This window comes from Bacteroides sp. NSJ-48, assembly GCF_014287405.1.
GTDB lineage: Bacteria > Bacteroidota > Bacteroidia > Bacteroidales > Bacteroidaceae > Bacteroides > Bacteroides stercoris.
Window position 1 is genome coordinate 43,924 of sequence record NZ_JACOOD010000021.1, and the last position, 26,372, is coordinate 70,295.

21 protein-coding genes and 1 riboswitch are annotated in these 26,372 nt (G+C 48.5%); of the genes, 10 read left to right on the plus strand and 11 right to left on the minus strand.

Annotated elements, in window-relative coordinates; genetic code table 11:
* The first annotated feature begins 313 nt into the window (after positions 1-313).
* The 3 genes from metA (at position 314) to H8S52_RS11410 (ending at position 4,324) form a co-directional block, all read left to right on the plus strand.
* Complete coding sequence (gene metA, locus H8S52_RS11400) at positions 314-1,231, plus strand: homoserine O-succinyltransferase (RefSeq protein ID WP_186909851.1); 918 nt, start codon at positions 314-316, stop codon at positions 1,229-1,231.
* Between the two features lie 52 nt (positions 1,232-1,283).
* Positions 1,284-3,152 (plus strand): U32 family peptidase, encoded by a 1,869-nt coding sequence (locus H8S52_RS11405; protein ID WP_117858798.1) that lies wholly within the window; start codon positions 1,284-1,286, stop codon positions 3,150-3,152.
* A gap of 197 nt (positions 3,153-3,349) precedes the next feature.
* The gene (locus H8S52_RS11410; RefSeq protein WP_370527583.1) at positions 3,350-4,324 is read left to right on the plus strand and encodes a hypothetical protein; all 975 of its coding nucleotides are present in this window, start codon (positions 3,350-3,352) and stop codon (positions 4,322-4,324) included.
* A gap of 265 nt (positions 4,325-4,589) precedes the next feature.
* Here H8S52_RS11410 and H8S52_RS11415 read toward each other — a convergent pair whose 3' ends face one another.
* The 4 genes from H8S52_RS11415 to radA all read right to left on the minus strand — a co-directional run bounded on the left by H8S52_RS11415 (position 4,590) and on the right by radA (position 10,927).
* A complete protein-coding gene (locus tag H8S52_RS11415; protein ID WP_186909853.1) occupies positions 4,590-7,067 on the minus strand; it encodes a TonB-dependent receptor in 2,478 nt (825 codons plus the stop codon).
* 113 nt (positions 7,068-7,180) lie between these two features.
* Positions 7,181-7,801, minus strand: coding sequence for a response regulator transcription factor (locus tag H8S52_RS11420; protein ID WP_117666356.1), 621 nt, complete (start codon positions 7,799-7,801; stop codon positions 7,181-7,183).
* 97 nt (positions 7,802-7,898) lie between these two features.
* On the minus strand, positions 7,899-9,485 hold the full coding sequence (locus H8S52_RS11425; RefSeq protein WP_186909854.1) for an NAD(P)/FAD-dependent oxidoreductase: 1,587 nt from the start codon (positions 9,483-9,485) through the stop codon (positions 7,899-7,901).
* A gap of 74 nt (positions 9,486-9,559) precedes the next feature.
* Positions 9,560-10,927, minus strand: a complete 1,368-nt coding sequence (gene radA / locus H8S52_RS11430) for a DNA repair protein RadA (RefSeq protein WP_117740596.1) — start codon at positions 10,925-10,927, stop codon at positions 9,560-9,562.
* A gap of 117 nt (positions 10,928-11,044) precedes the next feature.
* On the opposite strand from radA, the gene H8S52_RS11435 reads away from it, so the two are divergent.
* Entirely contained in the window at positions 11,045-11,590 is a 546-nt protein-coding gene (locus H8S52_RS11435) for a carbonic anhydrase (protein ID WP_186909855.1), read from the plus strand.
* A 12-nt stretch (positions 11,591-11,602) separates the two neighbouring features.
* Here the strand turns inward: H8S52_RS11435 and H8S52_RS11440 are convergent, their stop codons facing one another.
* Entirely contained in the window at positions 11,603-12,640 is a 1,038-nt protein-coding gene (locus H8S52_RS11440) for an asparaginase (protein ID WP_005652260.1), read from the minus strand.
* A 448-nt stretch (positions 12,641-13,088) separates the two neighbouring features.
* Here H8S52_RS11440 and thrA point away from each other — a divergent pair, with 448 nt between their 5' ends.
* The 3 genes from thrA to thrC all read left to right on the plus strand — a co-directional run bounded on the left by thrA (position 13,089) and on the right by thrC (position 18,200).
* A complete protein-coding gene (gene thrA, locus H8S52_RS11445; RefSeq protein WP_186909856.1) occupies positions 13,089-15,521 on the plus strand; it encodes a bifunctional aspartate kinase/homoserine dehydrogenase I in 2,433 nt (810 codons plus the stop codon).
* A 41-nt stretch (positions 15,522-15,562) separates the two neighbouring features.
* Complete coding sequence (locus H8S52_RS11450) at positions 15,563-16,813, plus strand: cofactor-independent phosphoglycerate mutase (protein WP_186909857.1); 1,251 nt, start codon at positions 15,563-15,565, stop codon at positions 16,811-16,813.
* A gap of 85 nt (positions 16,814-16,898) precedes the next feature.
* A complete protein-coding gene (gene thrC, locus H8S52_RS11455) occupies positions 16,899-18,200 on the plus strand; it encodes a threonine synthase (protein WP_186909858.1) in 1,302 nt (433 codons plus the stop codon).
* 46 nt (positions 18,201-18,246) lie between these two features.
* Here thrC and H8S52_RS11460 read toward each other — a convergent pair whose 3' ends face one another.
* Positions 18,247-18,582, minus strand: a complete 336-nt coding sequence (locus tag H8S52_RS11460; protein ID WP_118207185.1) for a type II toxin-antitoxin system RelE/ParE family toxin — start codon at positions 18,580-18,582, stop codon at positions 18,247-18,249.
* The gene (locus H8S52_RS11465) at positions 18,567-18,734 is read right to left on the minus strand and encodes a hypothetical protein (RefSeq protein WP_016660736.1); all 168 of its coding nucleotides are present in this window, start codon (positions 18,732-18,734) and stop codon (positions 18,567-18,569) included. Before H8S52_RS11465 ends, H8S52_RS11460 begins: the two co-directional genes overlap by 16 nt.
* 127 nt (positions 18,735-18,861) lie before the next feature.
* On the opposite strand from H8S52_RS11465, the gene H8S52_RS11470 reads away from it, so the two are divergent.
* Positions 18,862-19,803, plus strand: a complete 942-nt coding sequence (locus H8S52_RS11470; RefSeq protein WP_186909859.1) for a DMT family transporter — start codon at positions 18,862-18,864, stop codon at positions 19,801-19,803.
* Here H8S52_RS11470 and H8S52_RS11475 read toward each other — a convergent pair.
* Genes H8S52_RS11475 through H8S52_RS11485 form a run of 3 tightly spaced genes read right to left on the minus strand, consistent with a single transcriptional unit; the run spans position 19,730 to position 23,257 of the window.
* Entirely contained in the window at positions 19,730-20,365 is a 636-nt protein-coding gene (locus tag H8S52_RS11475) for a thiamine diphosphokinase (RefSeq protein ID WP_060386575.1), read from the minus strand. The two genes, H8S52_RS11470 and H8S52_RS11475, sit on opposite strands and share 74 nt — an antisense overlap.
* A 31-nt stretch (positions 20,366-20,396) precedes the next feature.
* Positions 20,397-21,014: a nicotinamide riboside transporter PnuC gene (gene pnuC, locus H8S52_RS11480; RefSeq protein ID WP_005652246.1), complete on the minus strand. Its 618-nt coding sequence runs from the start codon at positions 21,012-21,014 to the stop codon at positions 20,397-20,399.
* An 8-nt stretch (positions 21,015-21,022) separates the two neighbouring features.
* Positions 21,023-23,257: a TonB-dependent receptor gene (locus H8S52_RS11485; protein WP_186909860.1), complete on the minus strand. Its 2,235-nt coding sequence runs from the start codon at positions 23,255-23,257 to the stop codon at positions 21,023-21,025.
* A 36-nt stretch (positions 23,258-23,293) separates the two neighbouring features.
* Positions 23,294-23,389, minus strand: a riboswitch (TPP riboswitch).
* Positions 23,390-23,512: 123 nt separating this feature from the next.
* Between H8S52_RS11485 and H8S52_RS11490 the strand changes: the two genes are divergently transcribed.
* A complete protein-coding gene (locus tag H8S52_RS11490) occupies positions 23,513-24,364 on the plus strand; it encodes a mechanosensitive ion channel family protein (protein ID WP_005652242.1) in 852 nt (283 codons plus the stop codon).
* Between the two features lie 196 nt (positions 24,365-24,560).
* On the opposite strand, the gene H8S52_RS11495 is transcribed toward H8S52_RS11490, so the two are convergent.
* Positions 24,561-24,809: a hypothetical protein gene (locus tag H8S52_RS11495; protein ID WP_186909861.1), complete on the minus strand. Its 249-nt coding sequence runs from the start codon at positions 24,807-24,809 to the stop codon at positions 24,561-24,563.
* Between the two features lie 193 nt (positions 24,810-25,002).
* On the opposite strand from H8S52_RS11495, the gene H8S52_RS11500 reads away from it, so the two are divergent.
* Positions 25,003-25,476, plus strand: a complete 474-nt coding sequence (locus tag H8S52_RS11500) for a hypothetical protein (protein ID WP_255470049.1) — start codon at positions 25,003-25,005, stop codon at positions 25,474-25,476.
* Positions 25,477-26,372: the final 896 nt, after the last annotated feature.

The window sequence follows — 26,372 nt, forward strand, 5'->3', positions numbered from 1 at the left end:
GTAGTACAATTCACAAGATTATCTTCTTTTCAATGAACTATTTGCAAAATATAGAATATGGAAATACAGCATCTAATGAAGGCGTTTTATAACCTGATAGATTGATTGTACTCAAGTATACGGTTATCCGACAATTGAAAGTTCCGAAAGAAATAAATAGTGGGATTTTACTGAAATAATATCGAATCATTTTGTATTGCCTGCTTTAATTCAACAAAAACTTCCGCAATTTATTTATACCGCTCTGATTTTTTATCTAACTTTACACGCTAAAATCGTAAACAGTAATTAGTTAAACCGTAGAACAGAGCTTATGCCTTTAAATTTACCCGATAAACTTCCCGCGATAGAGCTGCTGAAAGAGGAAAACATATTCGTCATTGACAATTCACGGGCTACCCGGCAGGACATCCGTCCGCTGCGGATTGTCATATTGAATCTGATGCCGTTGAAGATTACGACGGAGACCGACTTGGTGCGTCTGCTCTCCAATACTCCGTTGCAGGTGGAGATTTCGTTCATGAAAATCAAGAGCCACACCTCAAAGAATACTCCGATAGAGCATATGAAAGCTTTCTATACGGATTTCGACAAGATGCGTGGCGAGAAGTACGACGGTATGATTATTACCGGAGCCCCTGTGGAGCAGATGGACTTTGAGGAAGTGACCTATTGGGACGAGATAACCGAAATATTCGATTGGGCGCGTACGCACGTTACGTCCACGCTTTATATCTGCTGGGCGGCGCAAGCCGGACTCTACCACCATTACGGTGTGCCCAAGTATCCGCTGGACGCGAAAATGTTCGGCATATTCGCACATCGCACCTTGCAGCCTCTGTATCCCATTTTCCGTGGGTTTGACGATGTGTTTTATGTTCCTCACAGCCGCCACACGGAAGTCCGCAAGGAAGATATTCTGAAAGTTCCCGGACTGACTCTGCTTTCGGAATCGGAAGAGGCAGGGGTATATATGGTAATGGCACGTAACGGGCGCGAGTTTTTCGTAACCGGTCATTCCGAATACTCCCCCCTGACGCTCGATACGGAATACCGCCGCGACCTGGCTAAGGGATTGCCTATCGGGATGCCCCGCAATTATTATGTGGACGACAACCCGGACAAAGGCGTATCGGTACGGTGGCGGGCGCATGCCAACCTGCTGTTCTCCAACTGGCTGAACTACTTTGTATATCAGGAAACCCCGTTCAATATTGAAGAAATTAAATAAGAACTCCGAAAACTCAGTGGGGTCTTGTGCCCCTTTCTGTGGTGAAAGAAATATGATGAAGCAACGAAAAATAGAACTATTGGCCCCCGCCAAGAATCTGGAGTGCGGTATTGAAGCAGTCAATCATGGTGCGGATGCAGTATATATAGGCGCACCGAAGTTCGGCGCACGTGCGGCTGCGGTCAATTCTTTGGAAGATATAGCCGCTTTGGTGGCGTATGCCCATTTGTACAACGTACGCATTTACGTTACAGTCAATACCATTCTGAAAGAAGAGGAGCTTGCCGAAACGGAAAAGATGATTTGGGAACTGTACCGCATCGGTGTAGACGCCCTGATAGTGCAGGATATGGGAATTACCCGTCTGAACCTGCCGCCCATCCCCCTGCACGGCAGTACGCAGATGGACAACCGTACACCGGAGAAAGTACGTTTCCTGGCGGATGCAGGCTTTCGTCAGGTAGTGCTGGCGCGCGAGTTGTCATTGCAGGAGATACGCCGAATTCACGAGACTTGTCCGGAAACGCCTTTGGAAGTGTTTGTGCACGGTGCGCTTTGCGTAAGCTACAGCGGGCAGTGCTACGTCAGTCAGGCATGTTTCGGCAGGAGCGCCAACCGGGGAGAGTGTGCCCAGTTCTGCCGCCTGCCGTTCAGCCTGGTAGATGCCGACGGGAAAACAATCGTCCGCGACAAGCACCTGCTCTCCTTGAAAGACCTGAACCAAAGCGAAGTGCTGGAAGACCTGCTGGATGCCGGCGCCTCTTCCCTCAAGATAGAAGGGCGGTTGAAGGACGTTTCCTATGTGAAGAACGTTACGGCTGCCTACCGCAGCAAGCTGGATGCCATTTTCGCCCGTCGCAAGGAGTACGTACGTGCTTCTTCGGGTACTTGCCGTTTCGACTTCACGCCCCGGTTGGACAAGAGTTTTAGCCGTGGCTTCACCCATTACTTCCTGCAGGGTCGCGACCGGGAAATCTCCTCTTTCGATACGCCGAAGTCCCTGGGCGAGGAGATGGGTACGATGAAAGAGCAGCGAGGCAACTACCTTACCGTTGCCGGAGTGAAACCTTTCCATAACGGAGACGGTGTCTGCTTTCTCGATGAACAGGGCCGTTTGCAAGGTTTCCGTATCAATCGGGTGGATGGCAACAAGCTGTATCCGGCTGGCGATGTGCCCCGTATCAAACCGCGCACCCGTCTTTTCCGCAATTTCGACCAGGAATTTGAGCGCATCCTTGCCCGCAAGTCCGCCGAACGTAAAATCGGCGTTGGATGGGAGCTGGCAGATACCCCTTCGGGCTTTGCCCTGACAGCGGCGGACGAAGACGGCAACCGCATAACCTTGTCTTTCCTCTATCCAAAAGAACTTGCGCGTACTCCGCAATCGGAGAACCTGCGTACCCAACTCGGCAAATTGGGGAATACTCCTTTCGAGGTCATGCCTCTCGGCGGCACGGACAGCCCCTCGGCAACAACAGCTCCCGCCATTGCAATCAACCTGTCGCAGAACTGGTTCATACCCGCCTCGGTGATAGCCGACTGGCGTCGCCAGGCGATAGACAAGCTGACTGCCGCCCGCCGCATTACTTACCGTCGTGAGTTACATGTGTGGAAACCCACCCGCCACAGTTTCCCGGCAACATCCCTGACCTATTTGGGCAATGTGATGAATACCGCCGCCCGCAGCTTTTATCAGGCTCACGGAGTAGCTTCCGTGGAACCGGCATACGAGAAGCAGGCCGTACCCGAAGCCGTACTCATGTTCTGCAAACATTGCCTGCGTTACAGCATGGGCTGGTGTCCTACGTATCAAAAGGGACATTCCCCGTACCGGGAACCCTATTATCTGGTAGGAACAGACGGCAAACGTTTCCGCCTCACTTTCGACTGCAAGAACTGCCAAATGAAAGTCAGCAGTTAAAAGCCAAGGATGAAGCTTACGTATAAAGCATACGGTATAAAGAATGAAGTATAAGGTATGGGGGAATACGCATAACGGATAGTGAAGATGATTGAGAATGAATGCCCAAAGTATATAATATGAAGAAAGAAGAAACAAACATAAACAGCCGTAAACACAGCGTCACCGTACAACGTGCGTCCCGCTCTTTATACCTTATGCCTCATACCTTATACTTAAATTTCATATTTTATATTTTATACCTTATTCTCGGTTCTTCTTGCCATTATCCCCGTCCGGACCTGGAAGACGGGAAACTGGGGGCAAAGACCCGCGATTCGCTGGCTTATCTGTACGAGCGTCACTATACGTGGAACACGAATCTGGAAGTGCAGGAAGATTCGGTGACGATAGCCTGCCTGCCTGTAAAGGACTGCTATAATACACTGTACAAGGGAGACAGGGTGGTGGTGGCGGAGTTTGCCATCCACCCGACAGATAGTGTGGACAGCGTATGGGTCAAGCTCGCCCATTCTCAGGAAGTGCAGGGCTGGCTTCGGGAAAAGGACATGATCCGGGCGTTTGTGCCTACGGACAGTATCTCGCAGGCCATTTACCTGTTCAGCGATACGCATGCTTCCTATTTCATCGTTATTTTTGCGCTGTTTGTGGCGGCATGGCTGTTTCGCGCGTTCTGGCGGAAGCAGTTGCAAATGGTCTACTTCAATGATATAGACAGTGTATATCCGTTGTTGCTGTGTCTGTTGCTGGCGTTCAGTGCCACGGTGTACGAGTCGATGCAGGTGTTTGTGCCGGAGACGTGGCAGCATTTTTATTTCAACCCCACACTCTCGCCGTTTAAAGTGCCGTTCGTGCTATCCGTTTTCCTGATGAGCCTTTGGCTGTTTGTCATCGTACTGCTGGCGGTGCTCGACGATTTGTTCCGCCAACTGAGTCCGGAAGCGGCTGTGTTCTATCTGTTGGGGCTGGCTTCCTGTTGCATTTTCTGTTATTTCTTCTTTATACTGACTACCCATATATACATCGGTTATCTGTTTATAGCCGTATTTGTGTGGGTATTCTTCAGGAAACTGCGTTCGTCACTGGCTGCATCCCGCTATCGCTGCGGCAATTGCGGACAGAAAATAGGGGCGAAAGGGGTTTGCCCGCATTGCGGGGCAATCAACGAATAGGTTATTTGCCGGTACCGGCTGGCGGTACTTCGCATTCCAAAGGGAGGTACCTCGGCTACCGGCAGTTGGTACTCCGTGTACCAACGCTTGGTAGTCCGCGTACCATAGTGTGGTACTTCACGTACCAATGCTTGGTAGCTCCCGTACCAATGGTTGGTATTTCGTGTACCAAAGCGGGGTATTACTTTGGTACACGCAACCAGTTTATATTAAGAGACTTACAATTCTGATTTACCTGTTTGTAAAAGTCGGCAAACTCTGTTTGCTAAAATCTGCAACGCAGTTCTATTCCGGCCTGGATGGGACGTCCTTTCTGCATAAATCCGTTGCCCATGCTTTCGAAATAGAAGGCGGCGTAATCCTTGTCCAGTGCATTGCGCACCCAGAGGTCTATCTGTCCGCGGCCTTTCTGGAAACTGATGCGTCCGTTCAGTGTGCCGTAGAATGATTGGCTGACGGTGTTCTCTTCCGTCCAGTACACACGTCCCGCACCGGTGTATCCGGCATTCAACTGAATGCGCTCCAGCCAGTATCCCGGGTTGATGCGGAAAATGTACTGTCCGCCTACGGTCAGCGTGTGTTTGGGAACGAAAGGCACGTAGTTGCCGTTGTAGCTGATTTCCTGAAGCTGTCCGTTGACGCGGGCATTGGTTACGTAGTCCTTAAAGGTGGCATACGTATAGCCGTAGCTGGTGTTCAGCGTGAAGTCGGCAGTAATGGCGGCAGCCAGGGACAGTTCGGCGCCAAGGCTGCGGCTTTTGCCTGCATTCACCGTTTCGCGTCCCAAGCCGCTTGCTCCTGCAAAGCGTGAGATTTGCTGGTCGCGCGTCTCCAGCCAGAAGAGTGCGGCATCGGTACGCAGACGGTTATTGAAAAGATTCAGGTGAGTTCCGATTTCGTAGTTCCAGGTTTGCTCCGGTTTGTATTCGGTGGCGGAGCGGGCGTCGGGATTCTCGCCTGCGTCGGGGAACATTTCGTTGATAAGGTCTTTGTAGGATGCGCTGGGAGAACCCTCTACGGCTTTCAGAATCTCCTCTTTCGTCTGCCGCATCATGTCGTTTTTCAGGCTGGACTGCAACAGGTCGGAGAACATCTGGATGTTGTATCCGCCCGAACGGTAGCCCTTGCTCACGGTTGCATAGACGTTGCCCCGATTGTTCTTGAAGTCGTATTGAAGGGCAAACTTCGGCAGCAGTTGCAGGTAATCCTTGTCGATGGAACCGTGGTAGCGCGACTGTACGGTGAGTGCCGTTTCGGGCATCATCGGTATTTCTTTGATAACCTGCCCGCCCCGTACCATTTCTCCTTTGATACCTACCGTATAGTCCATTGCAGTGCCGGAGTCGTAGGTCATCTTCATCTTCTCATAATCCAGGCGCAGGCCGGCGGTGAAAGATAATCCCGTGAGGCCGAACAGGTCCCGGAAAGTAGACTGGTGGAACAACGCTCCGTTGAGAAGCGGTGTGTCGAAATTACCGTTGATGAGCAGATTGCTGTTGTCGGGCCGCAAGGACGGCAGGATATTGATTCCCATACCGGGCATGGGCAGGGGAACTTCTATTTTGGACGGGATTACACTGCCCAGCATCTGCCCCAGCATTCCCATGCCGTCTTCCCTGAAGGTCACCGGAGCATCGGTTTTCAGCCACTGGTAGAAGCCGAAGACGCCCGTAGCCCATTGCCAGCGGCTGCTGCCTTTGCTTTTCATCACAATCTCTTCGCTCAGGGTATGGATGCGTTGCTTCTGTTCCAGCGTATAGATGTCTTTCGCCGTAAAATCCTGGTCGATGAACATGCGGTCTTTCAGGAACTGATAGCCCGTTACGGCGCTCAGGGTGAAGCGCTGCGCCTGATATTCGAGGTTCAGCCCTGTATTCAGCAGGTTACGGTAGTAGCTGCTTTCGCGGTTGTTGGAGATTGTGCCGATGTAGGATTTCATCTCTTCGCTTTGGGCGGCGGGGTTGACGCTGCCGGTATAATAGTACGGATAGCCGCCCTGGTCGCTGTATTCGTAGCTCACGTTCAAGTCTGCTTTCCAGTTCTCGGAAGGCAGGTAGATGCCGCGGAAGCGTCCGCCGGCCGATTGGCTCTTGTCTGTTTTCTTATTCTCCAGCGCTGCGTTGCGGAAGAAGCCGCCTTCGTAGTCATAGAAGCCGCCGGTAGAGAAAGCGAAACGCTCGGACACCCGGTGGTAATGCGTCAGCGAAGTGTTGTAGGCATTGTGCGTGCCTGCGCCGATGCGCAAGTCCGTGCCCTGATAGGAGAAAGGCGATTTGGTGTGAATCTTAATCAGTCCGCCCATCGCATTGCGTCCGTACAGCGTTCCTTGCGGGCCGCGCAATACGTCGATGCGTTCGATGTCGGAGTAGTCGAAGTCGAAAGCGGACTTGTCGATGTAGGGGATATTGTCCACATACAGCCCTACGGACGGCGTGTTGATGCGCGAACCGATACCGCGGATATAGACGGCGGAAGTAAGGCGCGAACCGTAGTCGGGGATGAACATGTTGGGAACGAGTCCGGTCAGGTTCTTGATAGAGTTCACCTGTGCCGCCTGCATATCCTGCTGCGAAAGCAGGGTGACGGCTGTGGGCTGTTCGCGCAGCTTGCGGTTTTCTTTGGGGGCTGCGATGACGAGGACTTCTTCCACGTCTACTACTTTCAAGGTGTCCAAATCTGCTGCCGACACATTACCGGCAGTGAGGAACGTCAGAATCAGGGGAATAATCTTATATTGTTTCATAACTGGTTTTGTTTCGCTTGCAAAGTAACGCGAAATCTCCAGCCCGTGCAATCCTAATTTATGAGGATTATGATGCCGGGAGATGCGGGGCGGCAGGGGGATTGCCATCCGGTTTATATCCTGTCGGCATCGATGTAGCCGTGCATCACGGCATAGATTGTCAGTCCCGATACGGACTTGATACCCAGTTTCTCCACAATGTTCTTGCGGTGGGTGATGACGGTGGTGAGGCTGATGTTCAGTTTGTCGGCAATCTCCTTGTTGATAAGCCCTTTGGTGATGAGCACCAGCACTTCTATCTCGCGGGCGGAAAGCTCGTGGGCATCGGCGTTGCCGGCGGCATGAGGCGGCATGGCGGAGCGGAGACCGTCCGGTTGTTTGTCGGGGTGTCCGTGCTGGTGTCCGTACCGATGGAGTTGCAGAATGTCTTTTACGAGGCCTTTCTCGTCCTGATAGATGTTCAGGGTCGGCACGCCCGATAGCTGAGGCTGGTTGTCGCCGCCTGCCAGTACGATGGTTTTGGGCTTTCGGGGCAGGAAGAATGAGGTATGCTCGAAATATATTTGGGAAGAGATGAAATAATGGGCATACATGTCAGGCGTATCATCCATGAGTTCGGCGAAGGAGCGGAACACACGGATGGTAGCCATCGGGATAATCTCTTCCAGAAGGTTCTGCAATCCCAAAGAGGTCAGTGTGTTGGGAGCGACGATTGCTATTTCGGGAGCTGTCATAACGGTATAGGTTTGCCCGCAAAAGTACGGATTATTTTTGTATCATCCTTGCAATGCGGGGAAATGAATTTCACCTGCATGCGGAACTCTGCTGCTCTCATTGCAGCAAAAGCCGGCCTGCGGCTTCCGCACACCGTTCTCCGTCGATACCTGCCGACACGATGCCGCCTGCATATCCGGCTCCCTCTCCGCAGGGAAACAGTCCTTTCAAACGGACATGCTGCAAGGTGTCTTTGTCTCTGACAATGCGCACCGGAGCCGATGTACGGGTTTCAACGCCAATCATGGCAGCTTCGTTGGTGAGGAAACCGTGGCTGTATTTCCCGAATTGCTGGAAACCTTTGCTCAGCCGGTCGGCAATGAACGGCGGCATCCAGAAGTGCAGAGGCGACGATACCAGTCCGGGGGCGTATGAACTTTCCGGCAGGTCGTAGCTGAGCTTTTTCCTGGTAAAGTCCGCCATGCGTTGCGCGGGGGCTGTTTGCTTCATGTTGCCCTGTTGCCAGCAAAGGCGTTCCAGAGCTTCCTGGAAATACATCATGTTGAGTTGGGAGTTGAAAGCCGGCTCTTCATTCATCATTCTTAACTCCTTATTCTCCAAGTCTTCCGGACGCAGTTCCACTACCATTCCCGAATTGCTCCACCGGGAACCCCGGTTGCTGGGGCTCATTCCGTTGACTACGATTTGCTGGGGACCGCTGGCTGCCGGAACTACAAAGCCGCCGGGACACATGCAGAAGCTGTACACGCCTCTTCCGTCCACTTGGGTAACGAAGCTGTACTCGGCAGCGGGCAGGTATTTGCCGCGTCCGTTGCGGTTGTGGTATTGTATCCGGTCTATCAGGGAAGCGGGATGTTCCAGACGTACTCCTACGGCGATGCCTTTGGCTTCTATTTCCACTCCGTTGGCTGCCAGCCAGCGGTATACATCGCGTGCGGAGTGTCCGGTAGCAAGTATTACAGGGCCGAGGAATGTCCGGCCGGTATCGGTTTCGATGCCTTTCACTTCATCGTTTTCAATAATAAGAGCATCCATCCGTGTCTCAAAGTGCACTTCACCGCCGCAGCCGATAATGGTGTTCCGCATGTTTTCTATGACCCGCGGCAGTTTGTCCGTGCCGATATGGGGATGGGCGTCTACGAGTATGGAAGATGAAGCGCCGTGCTGGCAGAATACGTTCAGGATTTTGTCTACGTTCCCCCGTTTTTTACTGCGGGTATAGAGCTTGCCGTCCGAATAGGCGCCTGCACCGCCTTCTCCGAAACTGTAATTGGATTCCGGGTTGACGGTCTGTTCCCTTCCTATCAGGGCAAGGTCTTTTTTGCGGTCGCGTACATTCTTTCCGCGCTCCACGATGACGGGGCGCAAGCCCAGCTCTATCAGACGCAAGGCGGCAAACAGTCCGCCGGGACCGGCTCCCACAACGATAACTTGCGGCTTGTCCGACACATCGTTATAGACGGTTTCCTGATACTCCTTCTCTTTCGGCAACTCGTTGAGATAAGCACGCACGGTCAGGTTTACGAAGATGGTTCGCTGGCGTGCATCAATGCTGCGTTTCAGAATGCGCGTAACCGTAATGTCGCGTGCGCTCACTCCTTTCTCTTGTATGAGGTATTCTTTTATGCGTTGTTCGTTGGCTGCAACCTCAGGCAACACGCGCAATTGGTATTCTTGTATCATTGGGTTTCTTTCTATATCTATATATAATGTGTATCAATCCGTATCTCCTGCGGCGGACTCATCCAATGGCGGACTTAGCCGAACAATGCCCGGAAGGCTTCTTCCACCTTTCTTACCGGTATCAGCTCAATCTTCAATTTGGACGTGTTCAGTCCCTGCAGATTATATTTGGGCAATATAAACCGTTTGAAACCGAGTTTCTCCGCTTCGCCGATGCGTTGCTCAATCCGGTTTACGGGGCGGATCTCGCCGGACAGGCCTATTTCTCCTGCCATGCAGATTTCGGGTTCTATGGCGGTATCCATGTTGCTGGACAGAATGGCGCTGATAACTGCCAGATCGATGGCGGGGTCGTTCACTTTCAGTCCGCCGGCAATGTTGAGAAAGACGTCCTTTTGGGCAAGCTTGAAGCCGACCCGCTTTTCCAGTACAGCCAGCAGCATGTTCATTCTCCGTATGTCGAAGCCGGTGGCGGAACGTTGCGGGTTGCCGTAAACGGCACTGCTCACCAATGCCTGCGTTTCTATCAGGAACGGTCGTATGCCTTCTATGGCCGAAGCGATGGCTATGCCGCTCATTCCTTCATGGTCTTGGCTGAGGAGCAGTTCCGAAGGATTGCTTACCTGCCGCAGTCCGTCCTGTCTCATCTCATAGATGCCCAACTCGGCAGTACTGCCGAAACGGTTTTTGATGCTGCGCAGGATGCGGTACATATAATGTTGGTCGCCTTCAAATTGGAGCACGGTGTCCACAATGTGCTCCAGTACCTTAGGCCCGGCAATGCTTCCTTCCTTGTTGATATGACCGATGAGGATGACCGCCGTATGCGTTTCTTTGGCGAAGCGCAGGATAGAGGCGGAGCATTCCCTCACCTGGGCTATGCTGCCGGGAGAGGATTCGAGCGTCTCTGTGGAGATGGTCTGTATGGAGTCTATTATGACTAAATCGGGGCGTGTATTCTTTATGTGGACGTAAATCTGTTCCAACGAGGTTTCGCAGACAATCAGGCAGTCGGCTGATGTGCCTGACAGACGGTCGGCACGCAGCTTTAGCTGCCGGGCGCTTTCTTCGCCGGATATGTAGAGGATACGTTTCTCCGGTATGCGGAGGATGGTCTGCAGCACCAGGGTGGATTTTCCGATACCCGGTTCGCCGCCTATCAGCACCAGCGAGCCTTGTACCAGACCGCCGCCCAATACCCGGTTCAGCTCCGCATCGTGCAGGTCGATACGGGGTTCGTCATCGGCAGCGATTTCATCCAGTGTTACAGGCTTTGCTTTGGCGGTTTCCATGCCCGATACCGGACGTTTGTTTACGGTTTCCTTGCGTACAATCTCTTCTACATAGGTGTTCCACGCTCCGCACGACGGACATTTGCCTACCCATTTAGGCGATTCCTGTCCGCAATTGCTGCATACATATACCGTTTTCTCTTTTGCCATAAAAGAACTTCCTTTAGAATAATTGCCCAAAGGTACGATTTTTCGTTTCAGGGCTGGCGGTGTGTCGCGGAGTTTTTTCTATATTTGTTCTCAAAAATATAAAACGGGGATTATACTATGATAGAAGATATTCTTGAATACAATAAGCGGTTTGTAGAGAATAAGGGATATGAGAAGTATATCACCAATAAATATCCCGATAAGAAAATCGCCATCCTTTCCTGTATGGACACCCGCCTGACCGAATTGCTGCCGGCAGCTCTGGGTATAAAGAACGGTGATGTAAAGATGATAAAGAATGCGGGCGGAATCATTTCGCATCCTTTTGGCAGCGTTATACGCAGCCTTATGGTGGCTATCTACGAGTTGGGGGTGAAAGAGGTCATGGTCATTGCGCATTCCGATTGCGGTGCGTGCCACATGAGCAGCGCCCAGATGATAGAGCACATGAAGGCGCGCGGCATTAAACAGGAAACGATAGATATGATACGTTTCTGCGGAGTGAATTTCGATTCGTGGCTTTATGGCTTCGGAGATACGGAGAAGTCCGTAAGAGAAACGGTGAAAGCCATTCTTGACCATCCGCTGATACCGGAGGATGTCCATGTTTCCGGGTTTATCATCGATTCGATTACCGGGGCCTTGACTCCCGTAGTGGCGTAAGCACCTCTCTTCCTATATCGTTATCTCACCTGCAAGAGGGCGGCTCATCAGGTCGCGTACTTTTGCGGGGGGATAGTTGTGACCTAATAGGAACATCAGTTTGGTTACAGCGGACTCTGTTGTGCTGTCGTATCCGCACACCACGCCTGCCTGCATCAGACGGTATCCCGTTTCATAACGCTCCATTTCTACCGTACCGGCGCTGCATTGGGTAACGTTTACAATGATAATGCCTTGTTCGCAGGCATTGTGCAGATGATGGAGAAACCACTCTTTCAGCGGAGCATTGCCCGAACCGTAAGTTTCCAGCACCACAGCTTTCAGTCCCTTTATAGCGAGAATGGCATCCACCACGTTTTCCTGAATGCCGGGGAAGAGCTTCAATATAGCTATATTGGTATCGAGCAGGTAGTGTGGCTGCAACTCTCTTTGTACGTTCTCCGTATGAATCTGCACATTATTATATTTAATATGTATGCCGGCAGAAGCAAGTACAGGGTAATTGTACGAGCGGAAAGCATTGAAGTTCTCCGCATTTATTTTGGTGGTACGGTTGCCGCGTGTCAAGTGATTCTCAAAGAAGATACATACTTCCGGCACGATAGGCCGGCCGTTGGGATGCCGGGCAGTGGCAATTTCGATACTTGTCAGCAGATTTTCTTTACCGTCGGTACGGAGCACGCCGATAGGAAGCTGCGAACCCGTGAGAATGACGGGCTTGTTGAGGCCCTCGAGCATAAAGCTGAGAGCGGATGCCGTGTAGGCCATGGTATCCGTGCCGTGAAGGATGACAAAGCCCGTATATTGATTGTAGTTGTCGCTGATAATGCGTACGAGTTTGCGCCAGGCATCCGGATCCATATCCGAAGAATCCATAGGCGGATCGAACTGATAGGTATCAATGCGGAACGTAAAATTCTGAAGCTCGGGTACATGCTTCTGTAAATGTTCGAAGTTGAAGCTCTCCAAAGCTCCGGTTTCCGCATTTTCTATCATGCCGATAGTGCCACCGGTGTAAATTAACAAAACGGAAGTATTATTTGGGGACATACGCTCAATTCTTACATAATTACCATGCAAAGATAGTAATATATCTCTAAAATAATAGCAAAGTGTTATAAAACTATGCCAGTATTTATATCTCTTTGTTTGGAAAAGCGTGAATATGTTAGCCGTAATATGTACATATTTCTTCCCTTTATAGAATGAATCTGTATTTTTATCGCAAAAAAGTCATAAAATGTAATAGTTTGAATGTTTTTATTGTTACTTTTGCAACACTTATCATAAGCGATAGCAGTAAGAGAGAATGAACAAGTACTATCAACATACAGTCACATCCATGTGTACCATGACCCTTAGGGGTTAGGGATAGTATTTTGTGTTTCTACGTGTTACACCAATTTTTCAGCAGTTTTTCTTATTTAGTTAAAGTCTATACGGGCCATAGCAGCTTGTTTTGACAATTGTATCAACCGTTTCAATCCGATAAAAAGATATGAAAGTAATAAAATTCGGCGGAACATCCGTAGGTTCTGCGAACAGTATTTTAAGCGTTAAGAGAATTGTAGAGGCTATAAACGAACCTTTAATAGTGGTAGTGTCTGCCTTGGGTGGTATTACGGACAAGCTGATCAATACTTCGAAAATGGCGGCTGCCGGTGATTCCTCTTATGAAAACGAGTTTCGTGAGATTGTCTATCGTCATGTGGAAATGATAAAGGAAGTAATTCCGGCAGGTGAGGCGCAAGTATCACTGCAACGCCGGGTGGGGGAGTTGCTTAATGAGCTGAAAGACATCTTCCAGGGGATTTACCTGATAAAGGACCTCTCGCCGAAAACATCCGATACGATTGTGAGTTACGGCGAACGCCTTTCATCCATTATTGCAGCGCAACTGACGGGTGCGGAATGGTTTGATTCGCGCCGGTTCATCAAAACGGAGAAGAAACATTCCAAGCATGTATTGGATACGGAGCTTACTACTTCCCTGGTGCGCGAGACATTCAAGGATATGCCCCGACGGGTGCTGGTTCCGGGATTTATCTCTACGGATAAGATTACGGGCGAGGTGACCAATCTCGGTCGCGGAGGTTCCGACTATACGGCTGCCATCATAGCTGCGGCGCTGGATGCCGATGCACTGGAAATCTGGACGGATGTGGACGGTTTCATGACCGCCGATCCGCGTGTGATTTCCACGGCTTATACCATTAATGAACTGAGCTATGTAGAAGCTACCGAACTTTGCAACTTCGGCGCTAAGGTAGTGTATCCGCCTACCATTTATCCGGTTTGCCACAAGAACATACCTATTATAATAAAGAACACGTTCAATCCCGACGGAGCGGGAACGGTTATCAAGCAGGATGTTTCCAATCCGCAAAGTAAAGCCATTAAAGGTATTTCGTCTATCAACGATACAAGTCTGATAACGGTGCAGGGACTCGGTATGGTAGGTGTGATTGGTGTGAACTACCGTATCTTTAAGGCTTTGGCAAAGAACGGTATCAGCGTGTTCCTCGTATCGCAGGCATCTTCGGAGAATTCTACTTCCATCGGTGTGCGTAATGCGGATGCCGACCTGGCTTGTGAAGTTCTGAACGAAGAGTTTGTCAAAGAGATTGAAATGGGAGAGATTTCACCCATACAGGCTGAGAAGGATTTGGCTACGGTAGCCATTGTAGGTGAGAATATGAAGCATACGCCGGGTATTGCCGGTAAGCTGTTCGGTACGCTGGGACGTAACGGTATCAATGTGATAGCTTGTGCACAGGGCGCTTCGGAAACGAATATTTCGTTTGTGGTAGACAGCAAGTCGTTGCGCAAGTCTTTGAACGTGATCCATGACTCTTTCTTCCTGTCGGAATATCAGGTATTGAATCTCTTTATCTGCGGAGTTGGTACGGTAGGCGGCAGTTTGATAGAACAGATTCACAGCCAGCGTCAGAAATTGATGCAGGAGAACGGCTTGCAACTGAATGTGGTAGGTATTGCCGATGCTTCCAAAGCAATCTTCAGCCGCGAGGGATTTGACTTGGGACGCTTTCGCGAAGAATTGGCGGAGAAAGGTAAGGAAAGCTCTCTGGATACGCTTCGTAACGAGATTATCGGCATGAATATCTTTAACTCCGTATTCGTGGACTGTACGGCAAGCGCAGGAGTGGCTTCCTTGTATAAAGACCTTTTGATGCACAACGTTTCGGTTGTAGCCGCCAATAAGATTGCAGCTTCTTCGGAGTATGAAAACTACCGGGAACTGAAGCAGATAGCCCGCCAGCGTGGTGTGAAATATCTGTTTGAGACGAACGTAGGTGCGGGGTTGCCTATTATCAATACCATTAACGACCTTATTCATAGTGGTGACAAGATACTGAAGATTGAAGCCGTGCTGAGCGGTACGTTGAATTATATATTCAACAAGATAAGCGCGGATATTCCTTTCAGCAGAACTATCAAAATGGCTCAGGAGGAACGTTATTCCGAACCCGATCCACGTATCGACCTCAGCGGTAAGGATGTAATCCGCAAACTGGTAATCCTTGCACGTGAAGCCGGTTATCGCATCGAGCAAAGTGATGTGGAAAAGAATCTCTTTGTACCCGATGATTTCTTCGAAGGTTCTTTGGACGACTTCTGGAAGAAAGTGCCGAACCTCGACGCCGGCTTTGAAGCACGCCGCAAGGTGTTGGAAGCGGAAAACAAGCATTGGCGTTTCGTTGCCAGACTGGAGAACGGCAAGGCCTCCGTAGGACTGCAGGAAGTGGGTGTCAATCACCCGTTCTATGGGCTGGAAGGCAGCAACAATATTATCTTGCTGACAACAGAGCGTTATAAGGAATATCCGATGATGATACAAGGCTACGGTGCCGGTGCCGGTGTAACGGCTGCGGGAGTATTTGCGGATATTATGAGTATTGCGAACGTTTAATTAAGTACGAACTTCGTACTTGTATTTCAAGATTCATGGGTATGAAACACATTATTATATTAGGTGACGGTATGGCCGATTGGCCTGTAAAGTCTTTGGAAAGCAGGACTTTGTTGCAAGCAGCTAAAACGCCCTATATGGATAAGCTTGCCCGGATGGGGCGTGTAGGCAGGTTGAAAACTGTTGCCGACGGATTTCATCCCGGCAGTGAGGTTGCCAATATGTCCGTTTTGGGCTATGACCTGCCGAAAGTATATGAGGGACGCGGCCCGTTGGAAGCGGCAAGTATCGGTGTAGACCTGAAGCCGGGTGAAATGGCGATGCGCTGCAATATTATCTGCATTGAAGGAGATGCTATCAAGAACCATTCGGCGGGACATATTACGACCGAAGAAGCCGATGTGCTGGTGAAATATCTGCAGGAACATTTGGGTAATGAGCGCGTGCGTTTCCATACGGGTGTGCAATACCGGCATTTGTTGGTAATAAAAGGCGGAGACAAGCGTATAGACTGTACTCCCCCGCATGATGTCCCTCTGAAACCCTATCGGCCGTTGCTGGTAAAGCCTATGGCAGGTACAGAAAGTATCACCGTTCCTGAAGGAAAAGCCGATTTGACTCCGCAACAAACCGCCGACTTGATTAATGATTTAATCATGCGTTCGCAAGAATTGCTGAAAGAACACCCCGTCAATAGGAAGCGTGCAACCGAAGGCAAAGATCCTGCTAACAGTATTTGGCCGTGGAGCCCGGGTTATCGTCCGCAGATGGAAACACTTTCGGATAAGTTTCCTCAAGTGAGGAAAGGCGCTGTAATCTCTGCTGTAGATTTGATTAACGGTATCGGCTATTATGCCGGACTGCGCCGCCTGACGGTGGAAGGAGCGACCGGACTGTACGATACCAATTACGAGAATAAAGTGGCTGCCGCTCTTGACGCACTGAAAACGGATGATTTCGTTTACCTGCATATCGAGGCCAGCGATGAGGCGGGACATGAAGGAGACATTCCTTTGAAGATACTGACCATTGAAAATCTGGATAGCCGCGCCGTAGGTCCTATTTATGAAGCGGTGAAAGATTGGGAAGAACCTGTCGCCATTGCCGTTTTGCCCGATCATCCCACTCCCTGCGAGCTGCGTACACATACCAACGAACCGGTACCTTTCTTTATTTGGTATCCGGGTATTGAGCCGGACGAGGTGCAGACTTTTGATGAAGTGGCGGCTTGCAGCGGCAGCTACGGTCTGATGAAAGAAGATGAGTTTATAAACGAATTTATGAAGGGATAATGGGATGACATGCCCAAATGTGCTGATTATCATTTGGTGCAGCGTTATAGTCTTTAATTATTAATTCTTTAATATTTAATTTAATATGCAATATTATAGTACCAACAAACAAGCTCCCGATGTTACCCTCGAAGAGGCGGTAGTGAAAGGGCTTGCCGCAGACAAAGGACTTTTCATGCCCTTTACCATTAAACCGTTGCCGCAGGAATTCTACGACAGCATTGATACGCTTGGCTTTCAGGAGATAGCTTATCGGGTGGCGGATGCTTTCTTTGGGGAAGATGTTCCCGCAGATACATTGAAGCAGATTGTGTACGATACATTGAGCTTCGATGTCCCTTTGGTGAAAGTGACGGAAAATATCTATTCCCTCGAATTGTTCCATGGCCCTACACTTGCCTTTAAGGATGTGGGCGGTCGTTTTATGGCGCGCCTGTTGGGCTATTTTATCAGAAAAGAGGGTAAGAAGCAGGTAAATGTATTGGTCGCTACTTCGGGTGATACGGGCAGTGCCGTTGCCAATGGTTTCCTCGGTGTAGAAGGTATTCATGTTTATGTGCTCTATCCGAAGGGCAAGGTCAGTGAAATTCAGGAAAAGCAATTCACTACGTTGGGACAGAATATCACGGCTCTTGAAGTAGACGGCACGTTCGACGATTGTCAGGCATTGGTGAAAGCGGCTTTCATGGACAAGGAACTTAACAGCCGTTTGCAACTTACCAGCGCCAACTCCATTAATGTGGCACGTTTCCTGCCGCAGGCTTTCTACTATTTTTATGCTTATGCGCAGTTGAAGCGGGCGGGTAAGGCTGCCAATGCCGTAATCTGTGTGCCAAGCGGCAATTTCGGTAATATAACGGCCGGTTTGTTCGGTAAACGCATGGGACTGCCGATAAAGCGTTTCATAGCATCCAACAACCGTAACGACATATTCTATCAATATTTGCAGACGGGTGTTTATACGCCGCGGCCCAGTGTCGCTACGATAGCCAATGCCATGGATGTGGGCGATCCGAGTAACTTTGCCCGTGTGCTCGACCTCTATGGCGGTAGCCATGCAGCTATCTCTGCCGAGATAAGCGGTGCTGCTTATACGGACGAACAGATAGCCGAAACCGTGAAGAACGTTTGGACAGATGAGCATTACCTGCTCGACCCTCATGGCGCATGCGGTTTCCGTGCATTGCAAGAGGGCTTGCAGCCGGGTGAGACGGGCGTCTTCCTGGAAACGGCTCATCCTGCCAAGTTCAAAGATACGGTAGAGAATATTATCGGTGAGGCGATACAGATACCGGAGAAGTTGCAAGCCTTTATGCGTGGCGAAAAGAAGAGTCTGCCTATGTCGAAAGATTTTGCAGACTTCAAGCGCTATTTAATGAATATCTGATTACCGGTTGTTTCTGATAGGATGAGGTGTCAAAACTAAAAAAATATCAAAGGAGTTTTGACGCCTCTTCTTGTTTCCCTATGGGAATGCTTTTTATCTTTCCGACTTTATGGCTATTATCCCAAAGCACGAGTATTTCTATTTTCAGAAGGCTGTGACGGTAGAATAGCGTATAGTCGGGACAAGGAGTGATATATCGTATGTTATCCACTTCCGTGGCTTGTCCGATGAAAGGATTTAGAGTAATGCGATGAAGTGCATTCTGGAAGAGTGAGTATATAATCTTTCCCTGTTCTTTGTTTCCAAACCTCTGCACTGAGGATAACAGCAGGCTCCTCAGTTCCCCCTTGGCAAGTGGCGACCAATTTATTTGTTTAACCATGACTTTACTTCCTTATTGATTGTAACATCTTCTTGTCCTTCTCCGTTTTCCAGTTGCCGGCAAGCGGTTTGGATATCCTGGCGTAGGCGGGTGGAGAATACGAGCACTTGTTTGGTGGGGTTTGATGCCTGTTTGGGTTCTGTTTCTTTCATTTTTAGTCTCCTGTTTCCCTTAAAACATTGCAAAGTTGCGAATTGTTTAGGATAACGCTCCGTATGTTTCCGAACATTTCCCGGTGCTATGCGTTCTCACTACCTCGAACTCAATGTAGATAGTCTCATGAAAGATAAAAAGCTGGAAGCCAATCTCAGTATGGTTGCGTCCCGTGTCATGGCGGGTCTGAACATGAACGGATTGAAGTATTTATTGCCTTTGTGGTTGGGAGCTTTAACGGGTGTTACCATACGGTGTGTGTTTGCGGCAGTGGCTTTTTGGTTGACGGGTTGTTTTATAAAAGAAGCGGCGGTTACCAGGAAGCAACGTATCATGCTGTTTTGCCTCGGGGCGTTCGGGCTTTACGGATTTATGTTCTGCTATCTGCTGGGCATCAGCAAGACCACTCCGGTTTCGAGCGCCATATTCAATTCGATGCAGCCTATATGGGTATTTCTCATTTCCGTTTTCTTTCTGCACGAGAAAGCTACGGTAATGAAGATTATCGGTATAGCTTTGGGATTTGGAGGTGCGATGTTGTGTATCTTGACGCAGGGCAGCGATGATTTGGCACACGATGCCTTTACCGGCAATTTGCTTTGTATGATCAGTTCGTTTGTATTTGCCGTTTATCTGATTGTAAGCAAGAAACTGCTGGAGAAGGTAGGAGTAGTGACAATGATGAAATATATATTTGGCGGAGCTGCTGTTTCCGGCATAATCGTTTCGTCCGTTGTAGGGTGGGATGCACCGATGTTTGCAGAAGCCTGGAAGGGCGAGTGGCATTGGACGGCGTGGGCTGTACTTGCATTTATCCTTATTTTCCCTACTTATCTCAGTTACTTCCTGGTTCCTGTCGGGTTGAAGTACCTGAAGACTACCGTTGTCGCTATTTACAGCTATCTGATATTGGTAGTGACCACGGTTGTCTCGCTTTCTTTGGGGCAGGACCGGTTCAGTTGGACACAGGCCGTTGCCATTGCTATGATTTGTATCAGTGTGTACTTTGTGGAAGTGGCTGAGGGAAATTCAAAAAAACCAGATACTCCCCTTCCGCCTCAATCGTAAACTCTGTTCCGATGCATTCGTTGAGAGTGCCCTGCCACCAGTTGGTGAAGTCGCTGAGAGGGTATACCAAGCCGAGTCCATGCAATTTACGGGCATTGAAGTTGATGATGGATACTTGCTGTCCCGGTTGGCAGGTAAAAGTACATGTGTTCCGGCAAGGGATGAAGATACCGTGATCTGTATAAGTCCGCACATCGGCTCCTGCACGCATATAGTCCATAAGCAGGCTGATGTTTCCCAACGTATGGTCTTCGCGTTTGCCGGTGGCGCCTACGATAGCTATCCGGCGTTTGCCTTGCGATAACAGGTAGTTGACGGCTTTGGTCTGGTCGTTCGTTTCTTGTTCGGCAATGCGGTGAAGCAGATGCCCGTACTTCTTACGGTTCTCCTCACTGATGGAGTCGCCGTCACCTATAATAAGATTGGGGGTATGTCCGTTCCGGATGTATTCGTCCGCGCCGCCATCGCAACAGACTACGTAAGGCGCATCTGCCAATATCTGCAAAGGCAGGGGAGCGGTAGGATATTCCCCGTTTGCTAAAACCACAGCTTCCACTTTCATAGTTGATACTTGCTAAATCGGAATTTATAAATCATAAATCAGCCTCTTTTTTCATCAGCTTCTTCCATTTGAAATAGCCAAAGATAGCGATTATTGTGTAAAGGCCGTACAATGCAGCGGTAAAATCGAGTCCTTTATAGATGTACAATCCTGTACTCACAGCATCTACGCCAATCCAAGCCCACCATTGTTCCACATATTTACGTGCCAGCATCCACATGCCGACAATGCTGAGCGCGGTAGTGAAGGAGTCCAGCCAGGGGACATTGCTGTCTGTAAAGTTGATAAGCACCCAGGCAATGCCGGCAAGCGTAACGGCAAATACCGCAATAAGTGGCAACAGATACCTTGACGGCATGCAGGTTATGGGAAGCTCCTGTTGTTGGTTTTCCATATCCGGGATTTTCCTTTTCAGGATTGTCCGGCGTAAGAATGCTCCGTATTTCCACATCATCCACCCATATATGGCAGCTCCGAGGTAGTAGATGTTGATACCGAAGTCTGCATACAGCCCCGCATTGTAGTACACGAAGATATAGATAGCAGGCATTATGATGCCTGCTATCCAAAGATATATACTTGCCCGATACTCCAGCCAGAGGTAGAGAAGACCGACAAGTGTTCCGATAATTTCGAGTGTCTGCTCCATAATCAAATTTAGAAACTCAAGGAGATATGTCCTAATACATTAGTGCCGGCCTGTGCGGCATATCCGGCATAATTGTAGCGCACTTTCTGTCCGTTCTCATAATAGAAGCCGCTGCCTGCGTAGCCATTGTTCTCATACTCTTCGTTGAAGAGATTGTAGATGGTACAGCCTACAGTTATCGATTTTGTTTTGGGCAACGTGAATGTGTACGATAGGTTCAGGTTGCTGACGAAATAGGCATCCAGAATATGGTCTTTGCAATTCAGGTTGCTCATGTACTGTTTGCTGACGTATTGCGATTGTAAAGATGCTTCAAACCCCTTGTAGATGTATCCGAAACGGTTGTTCAGCAGAAAGTCGGGAGAGAAAGCAATGTGGGTATCACCCAGATAAGTGCTCCATGTGTCGCCGGTAGGGTCTTCGTCTTCATAAAGTGTTTCGGTAAAGTTTTCTACACGGTTGCGGCTTAGCGTGGCGTTGATGTCCCATTGGAAACCGCAAGGCAGCTTTAAACCTGCCATTAGTTCGATACCCATACGGTAACTGTCGGGTACGTTGGCGGCTACGGCTTCACCGATTTCGTTCAGTTCGCCGGTCAGCACCAGCTGATCTTTGTAGTCCATGTAGTATAGATTGGCGCCGAAAGTCAGCCAGGAATTGGCAAAGGTGTATCCCAGCTCGTAGTCGAACAGACGCTCTGCTTTGGGGTGTTCGGTAAACTTGCCGTCCGTATAGTTGTTGCGTGTCGGTTCTTTGTGGGCTACGCTAAACGAACCGTATATCCGGTTGTTGCGGTTAATTTGCCATGACAGCCCGGCTTTGGGGTTGAAGAAATCGAACTTCTCGTGAATGGCAAGTTGTTGCAGACCGTCATTGGTAACGCTGTTCCACTTGTCGTTCTGTCCGTACATTTTATAAGAGATGTGGCGGTATTGCAAATCTGCATAGGCATTGACCCCGTTGCATAACTCATAGTTGGCTTTCAGATAGAGGTTACCGTCGTTCTTTGTGGCATTGTTGCGGTAGTAGTCTTTGTCTGGGTCGAGGTTGCCGATGTAGTTTTTCACCCACAACACTTTGCCGAAGTGGTCGCCGTCATAGCGGTTCAGTCCGCCGCCGAGGGATGTATGAAGGCGGTTGCCCTTATAATTTACGGAGAAGATGCCGCCGCCGAACCAGTTGTCCATCGCTTTTTTACGGATAAGGTCACTTTTGCTTACGGTTTCACCGTCATGTTCGTATGGCAACAGGCCATATTCCACCAGTTTGCGTCCGCCTTTGTATTCTTGATAGTAGCCATCTCCTTTGGTGTAGTGCAAACCTACGTTTACATTCCAGGCGGAAGTGAAGTTGTGGTTGAAAAGTAATTGGTAGTTCTTTTGTACGTAGTTGTCCGTTTGGTCTTCATAGAAATGGTCGGTGCCGTTGTCGTCGGTGTACATATACCCGCAAGAGTTGTAACGGCGGCCGTATTTCTCCATTTCTTCTTTACTGGCATAATTCCAGGCATGGTAGGTACGCTCTTTGCCGCCAAATGTTATTAACTTGATAGAAGTGTTGTCGCTGTAATATCCGCCCTGCAGGTAGTAAGAATTCAGTCCGACCGATGCGCGGTCGATGTACCCGTCCGAACTGATATTGGATAGGCGGGCGTCGAAAGACCAATGACCGTTGATAAGTCCTGTTCCTGCTTTTACCGTTTCTTTGTGTGTATTGAACGACCCGTACGAACCGTTCAGCTCGGCATACGGTTTCAGTGAGAAGTCTCCGGTCTGCATGTTGATACTGGCTCCGAAAGCTCCTGCACCGTTGGTGGAAGTTCCTGCGCCACGTTGGATTTGCATGTCTTTGACGGACGATGCGAAGTCCGGCAGGTTTACCCAAAATACATTGTGGCTTTCGGCATCATTGATAGGAATACCGTTGGCGGTGACGTTGATGCGTGTTCCGTCCGTACCGCGTACTCTCAATGTGGTATACCCGATACCCGCTCCGGCATCACTGGTAGTGATGGCAGAGGGAGTCATACTCAACAGATACGGCAAGTCTTGTCCGAAGTTCTGTTTTTTAAGCTGTTCTTTGTTGATGTTGGTAAATGCCACCGGAGTGGTTCCTGTGGCGCGTGTAGAGATAATCTCTACTTCTTGTAAGTCTATTACCCGCAAACTGTCTTTTTCCTTTGTCTGTGCGCAGACATTCAGCGCTGCCATAAACAGGCATGCTGTCATTGCATACTTTTTCATTTGCAATTTGAACTATTAAAGATTACTACAGAAAAGGGGAACTTTTCTTCTTTTCCCTACGTCGGCACTACCCGAATCAGGTCAATGGGTATGATCTCAGCCCGTAATATTAGGGCACCCCTTAATTGAAATCAGAGGCAAAAGTATTTCTTTTGGTCGAAAGGTACAAATAATGTGAACGAAAAATGGATTTATTTGTTAATTTTGTATTCATTAATCCATTAAACTATAATCATTATGTTATCATCTTTATTAATGGCGGCGTTTGTCGCCCAGGCTTCTGAAGAGGGATTCAGCAAGCTTCAGATTTTTATGCAGCAACTGATTGATTGGGGGGTAGGAGCCGGCGGTCGTATTATAGGGGCAGTTATAATCTTTGTGGTTGGGCGTTTCCTTATTTCTTTCATTAAAAAACTTGTGTCTAAACTACTGATGAAGCGGCACATTGATGCGGGTATCCAAAGTTTCGTCAAGAGTCTGGTGAATATTCTACTGACAATTCTGTTAATTATTGCCGTTATCGGCAAGTTGGGAGTTGAAACAACTTCATTTGCAGCTTTGTTGGCATCTGCCGGTGTAGCGGTGGGTATGGCGCTATCCGGAAACTTGCAGAATTTTGCCGGCGGACTTATCGTCTTGCTGTTTCGCCCGTTTAAGGTAGGCGATTGGATTGAAAGCCAGGGTGTGTCCGGTACGGTGCGCGAGATTCAGATATTCCATACTATTCTTACTACGGCTGATAATAAGGTGATTTATATTCCTAACGGTGCTTTGAGTAGCGGTACTGTGACTAATTACAGTCGTGAGGATACCCGTCGCGTAGACTGGGTTATTGGAGTGGAATATGGCGAGAATTACGATAAGGTGGAAAGTACCGTACGCCGTATACTTGCTGCCGACAGTCGTATTCTGAATGCTCCGGCGCCTTTTGTCGCCCTTCATGCTTTGGATGCCAGCAGTGTAAATATTGTTATCCGTGTTTGGGTAAAGAGCAGCGATTATTGGGGAGTTTATTTTGATATGAACAAGACTATTTATACTGTATTCAACGAGGAAGGAATCGGTTTCCCGTTCCCGCAACTGACAGTGCATCAGGCAAAGGATTGATAGGAAAGTCGAATGTTGAAAGAATATTGAGGTCAAAATACATCTGATGATTTCTTTTAGGCACGGAATTACACGGATTTCACGGAAAAAGAATAAAGAAAAATCTGTGTTTTCCGTGTAATCCCGTGCTCGGAAAGAAACAAATAGTAGGCGAATTTTAGTTTGGATATAGCCTCACTGATATGCATACATTGTTTTACATTTCGTACACTCCGAGTTCTTCTTCTACTTCTTCACAAATATTTTGCTCAAGATTAAGCAAACGGTTTATTTCCCTTCGTTTGTTCAAGTCAGTGAAATAACTCTCTACTACTGCATACAGATTAAATCCTGTTGTGGAACCTGCTGCCAGTTCCAATGACTCAACCAACTGCTCTACCGCCTGATGAATGCGTTTCTTATCAATGAAATGCAATTCATTACTATGAATCAAGTTCTTTTCCATAATGGTCGTTTCTTTAAGTTTGTACAGTTATAACGCTCTGTTAGGTAAGTTAGTTCATGCGGAATGCTGTGTGTGAGAATTTGCAATGTCACTTTTATTTTTATATTTGCAGGAAAATACAAATTAAAGCGATGGGGAGTTTATTAAAATATTACGCATTTTTGTGGTCTTGGCCGTATTGTTCTCGGGCACTATGGGATATGTGATTTCTGAGAAAACATTGGCAGCCTGGTGGATACCTGTTGGCGTAGCATTGGCGGCAGGTATGTTGACTCTTCCTCTCTATCGGAAGTGGATATGGCTGACGACCGTAGAGAACAGGATTGTGAATGTACTGTGTCATTTGGTATGCGTGGGTTCTTTCTGTTATGTATTGTTTCTTTCAGGCAACAATTTGTTGGCGGACGCTGACGAGTATGAGGTAACTGTAACCGTACTCGATAAACGTATGGAGCAACATGAAAAACGGCGCAAGGTAGGAAAGCATCGTTATGTATCCGATGGTGTGCGCTATGAATATTATCTCGAAGTAGCTTTTGATAATGGTACGGTAAAAACATTGCATGTTTCTCGTGCCGTTTATAGGAATGCACAGAAAGGGCAGCCGAAAGCCTTGTCTTTAAGTCAGGGCGGATTTGAGCTTCCGGTTATAAAGCAAGGTATATAGTGACAGATAAAGTTTTGTTAGTGACTTTAGGAGTGTATTGAATTATTTCAATATTGGTTTCTGCCACATTATCAAGTTGAAAGAGCATAAAGTAATTCTGTCAGTATGTTCTTATCTAAAATAATAAATAGTTTTTCTTTATTCAGGTAACTTATGGCTCGGTTTCATTGTACAAAAAGAATCCAAGGAAGCTGAAAATGTAATACAACAGGTGGCCTATAAGGTTAGTAACACGTAGATTAAAAAGTGTGAAAAGAAAAAAGGGGGTGTAAGGCGGAATTTTTTTGTCAATGGGAATACACGCAAACAATCGTTGGAAGAAAGTGTAATATGCTGTTCAAAAAAAGGATGATTGATTTGCTGTACAAAAACAATGAACAGAAATATTCTTAAGTATAGTATTCACTTTTTCTGTTTGTATTTTTTTTCCTTGTATGTGTCCGTATTGTTTTCTTCCTGTGTCATTAGTCCTGTTAGCCTTTTTCTTGTGTCCGACACCCGGGTGTCGTGCATACCGAGACCCGGGTGTCAGACGTGCCGAGACCCGGATGTCAGACATGTCAAGACCCGGGTGTCATGCAATGCCCTTCCGTATCTCCGTGTTTTCTTTCAGCCTTCCGTTGTTTCTTTCCGCGCGCATGCGCATATATTATAATGTGTCCCTTTTGCCAGACTTTCCATCCTCCTTAAAAAACATGTTCTTCAACACATTTGTCAATCAGCGTTTTATAAAAATGTTCAAGAGAAACGCGAAAAAATCCCATGATATATTTGGCTTGTATGTTATAAAGTCCTACTTTTGCACCCGCTTTCGAGAACGGGAGCAGCGATGTTTTGACATTCTGACAGGAACGGCGTAGGAACTCTTACATATTTCTTCTGCTTGGGACTTGTTT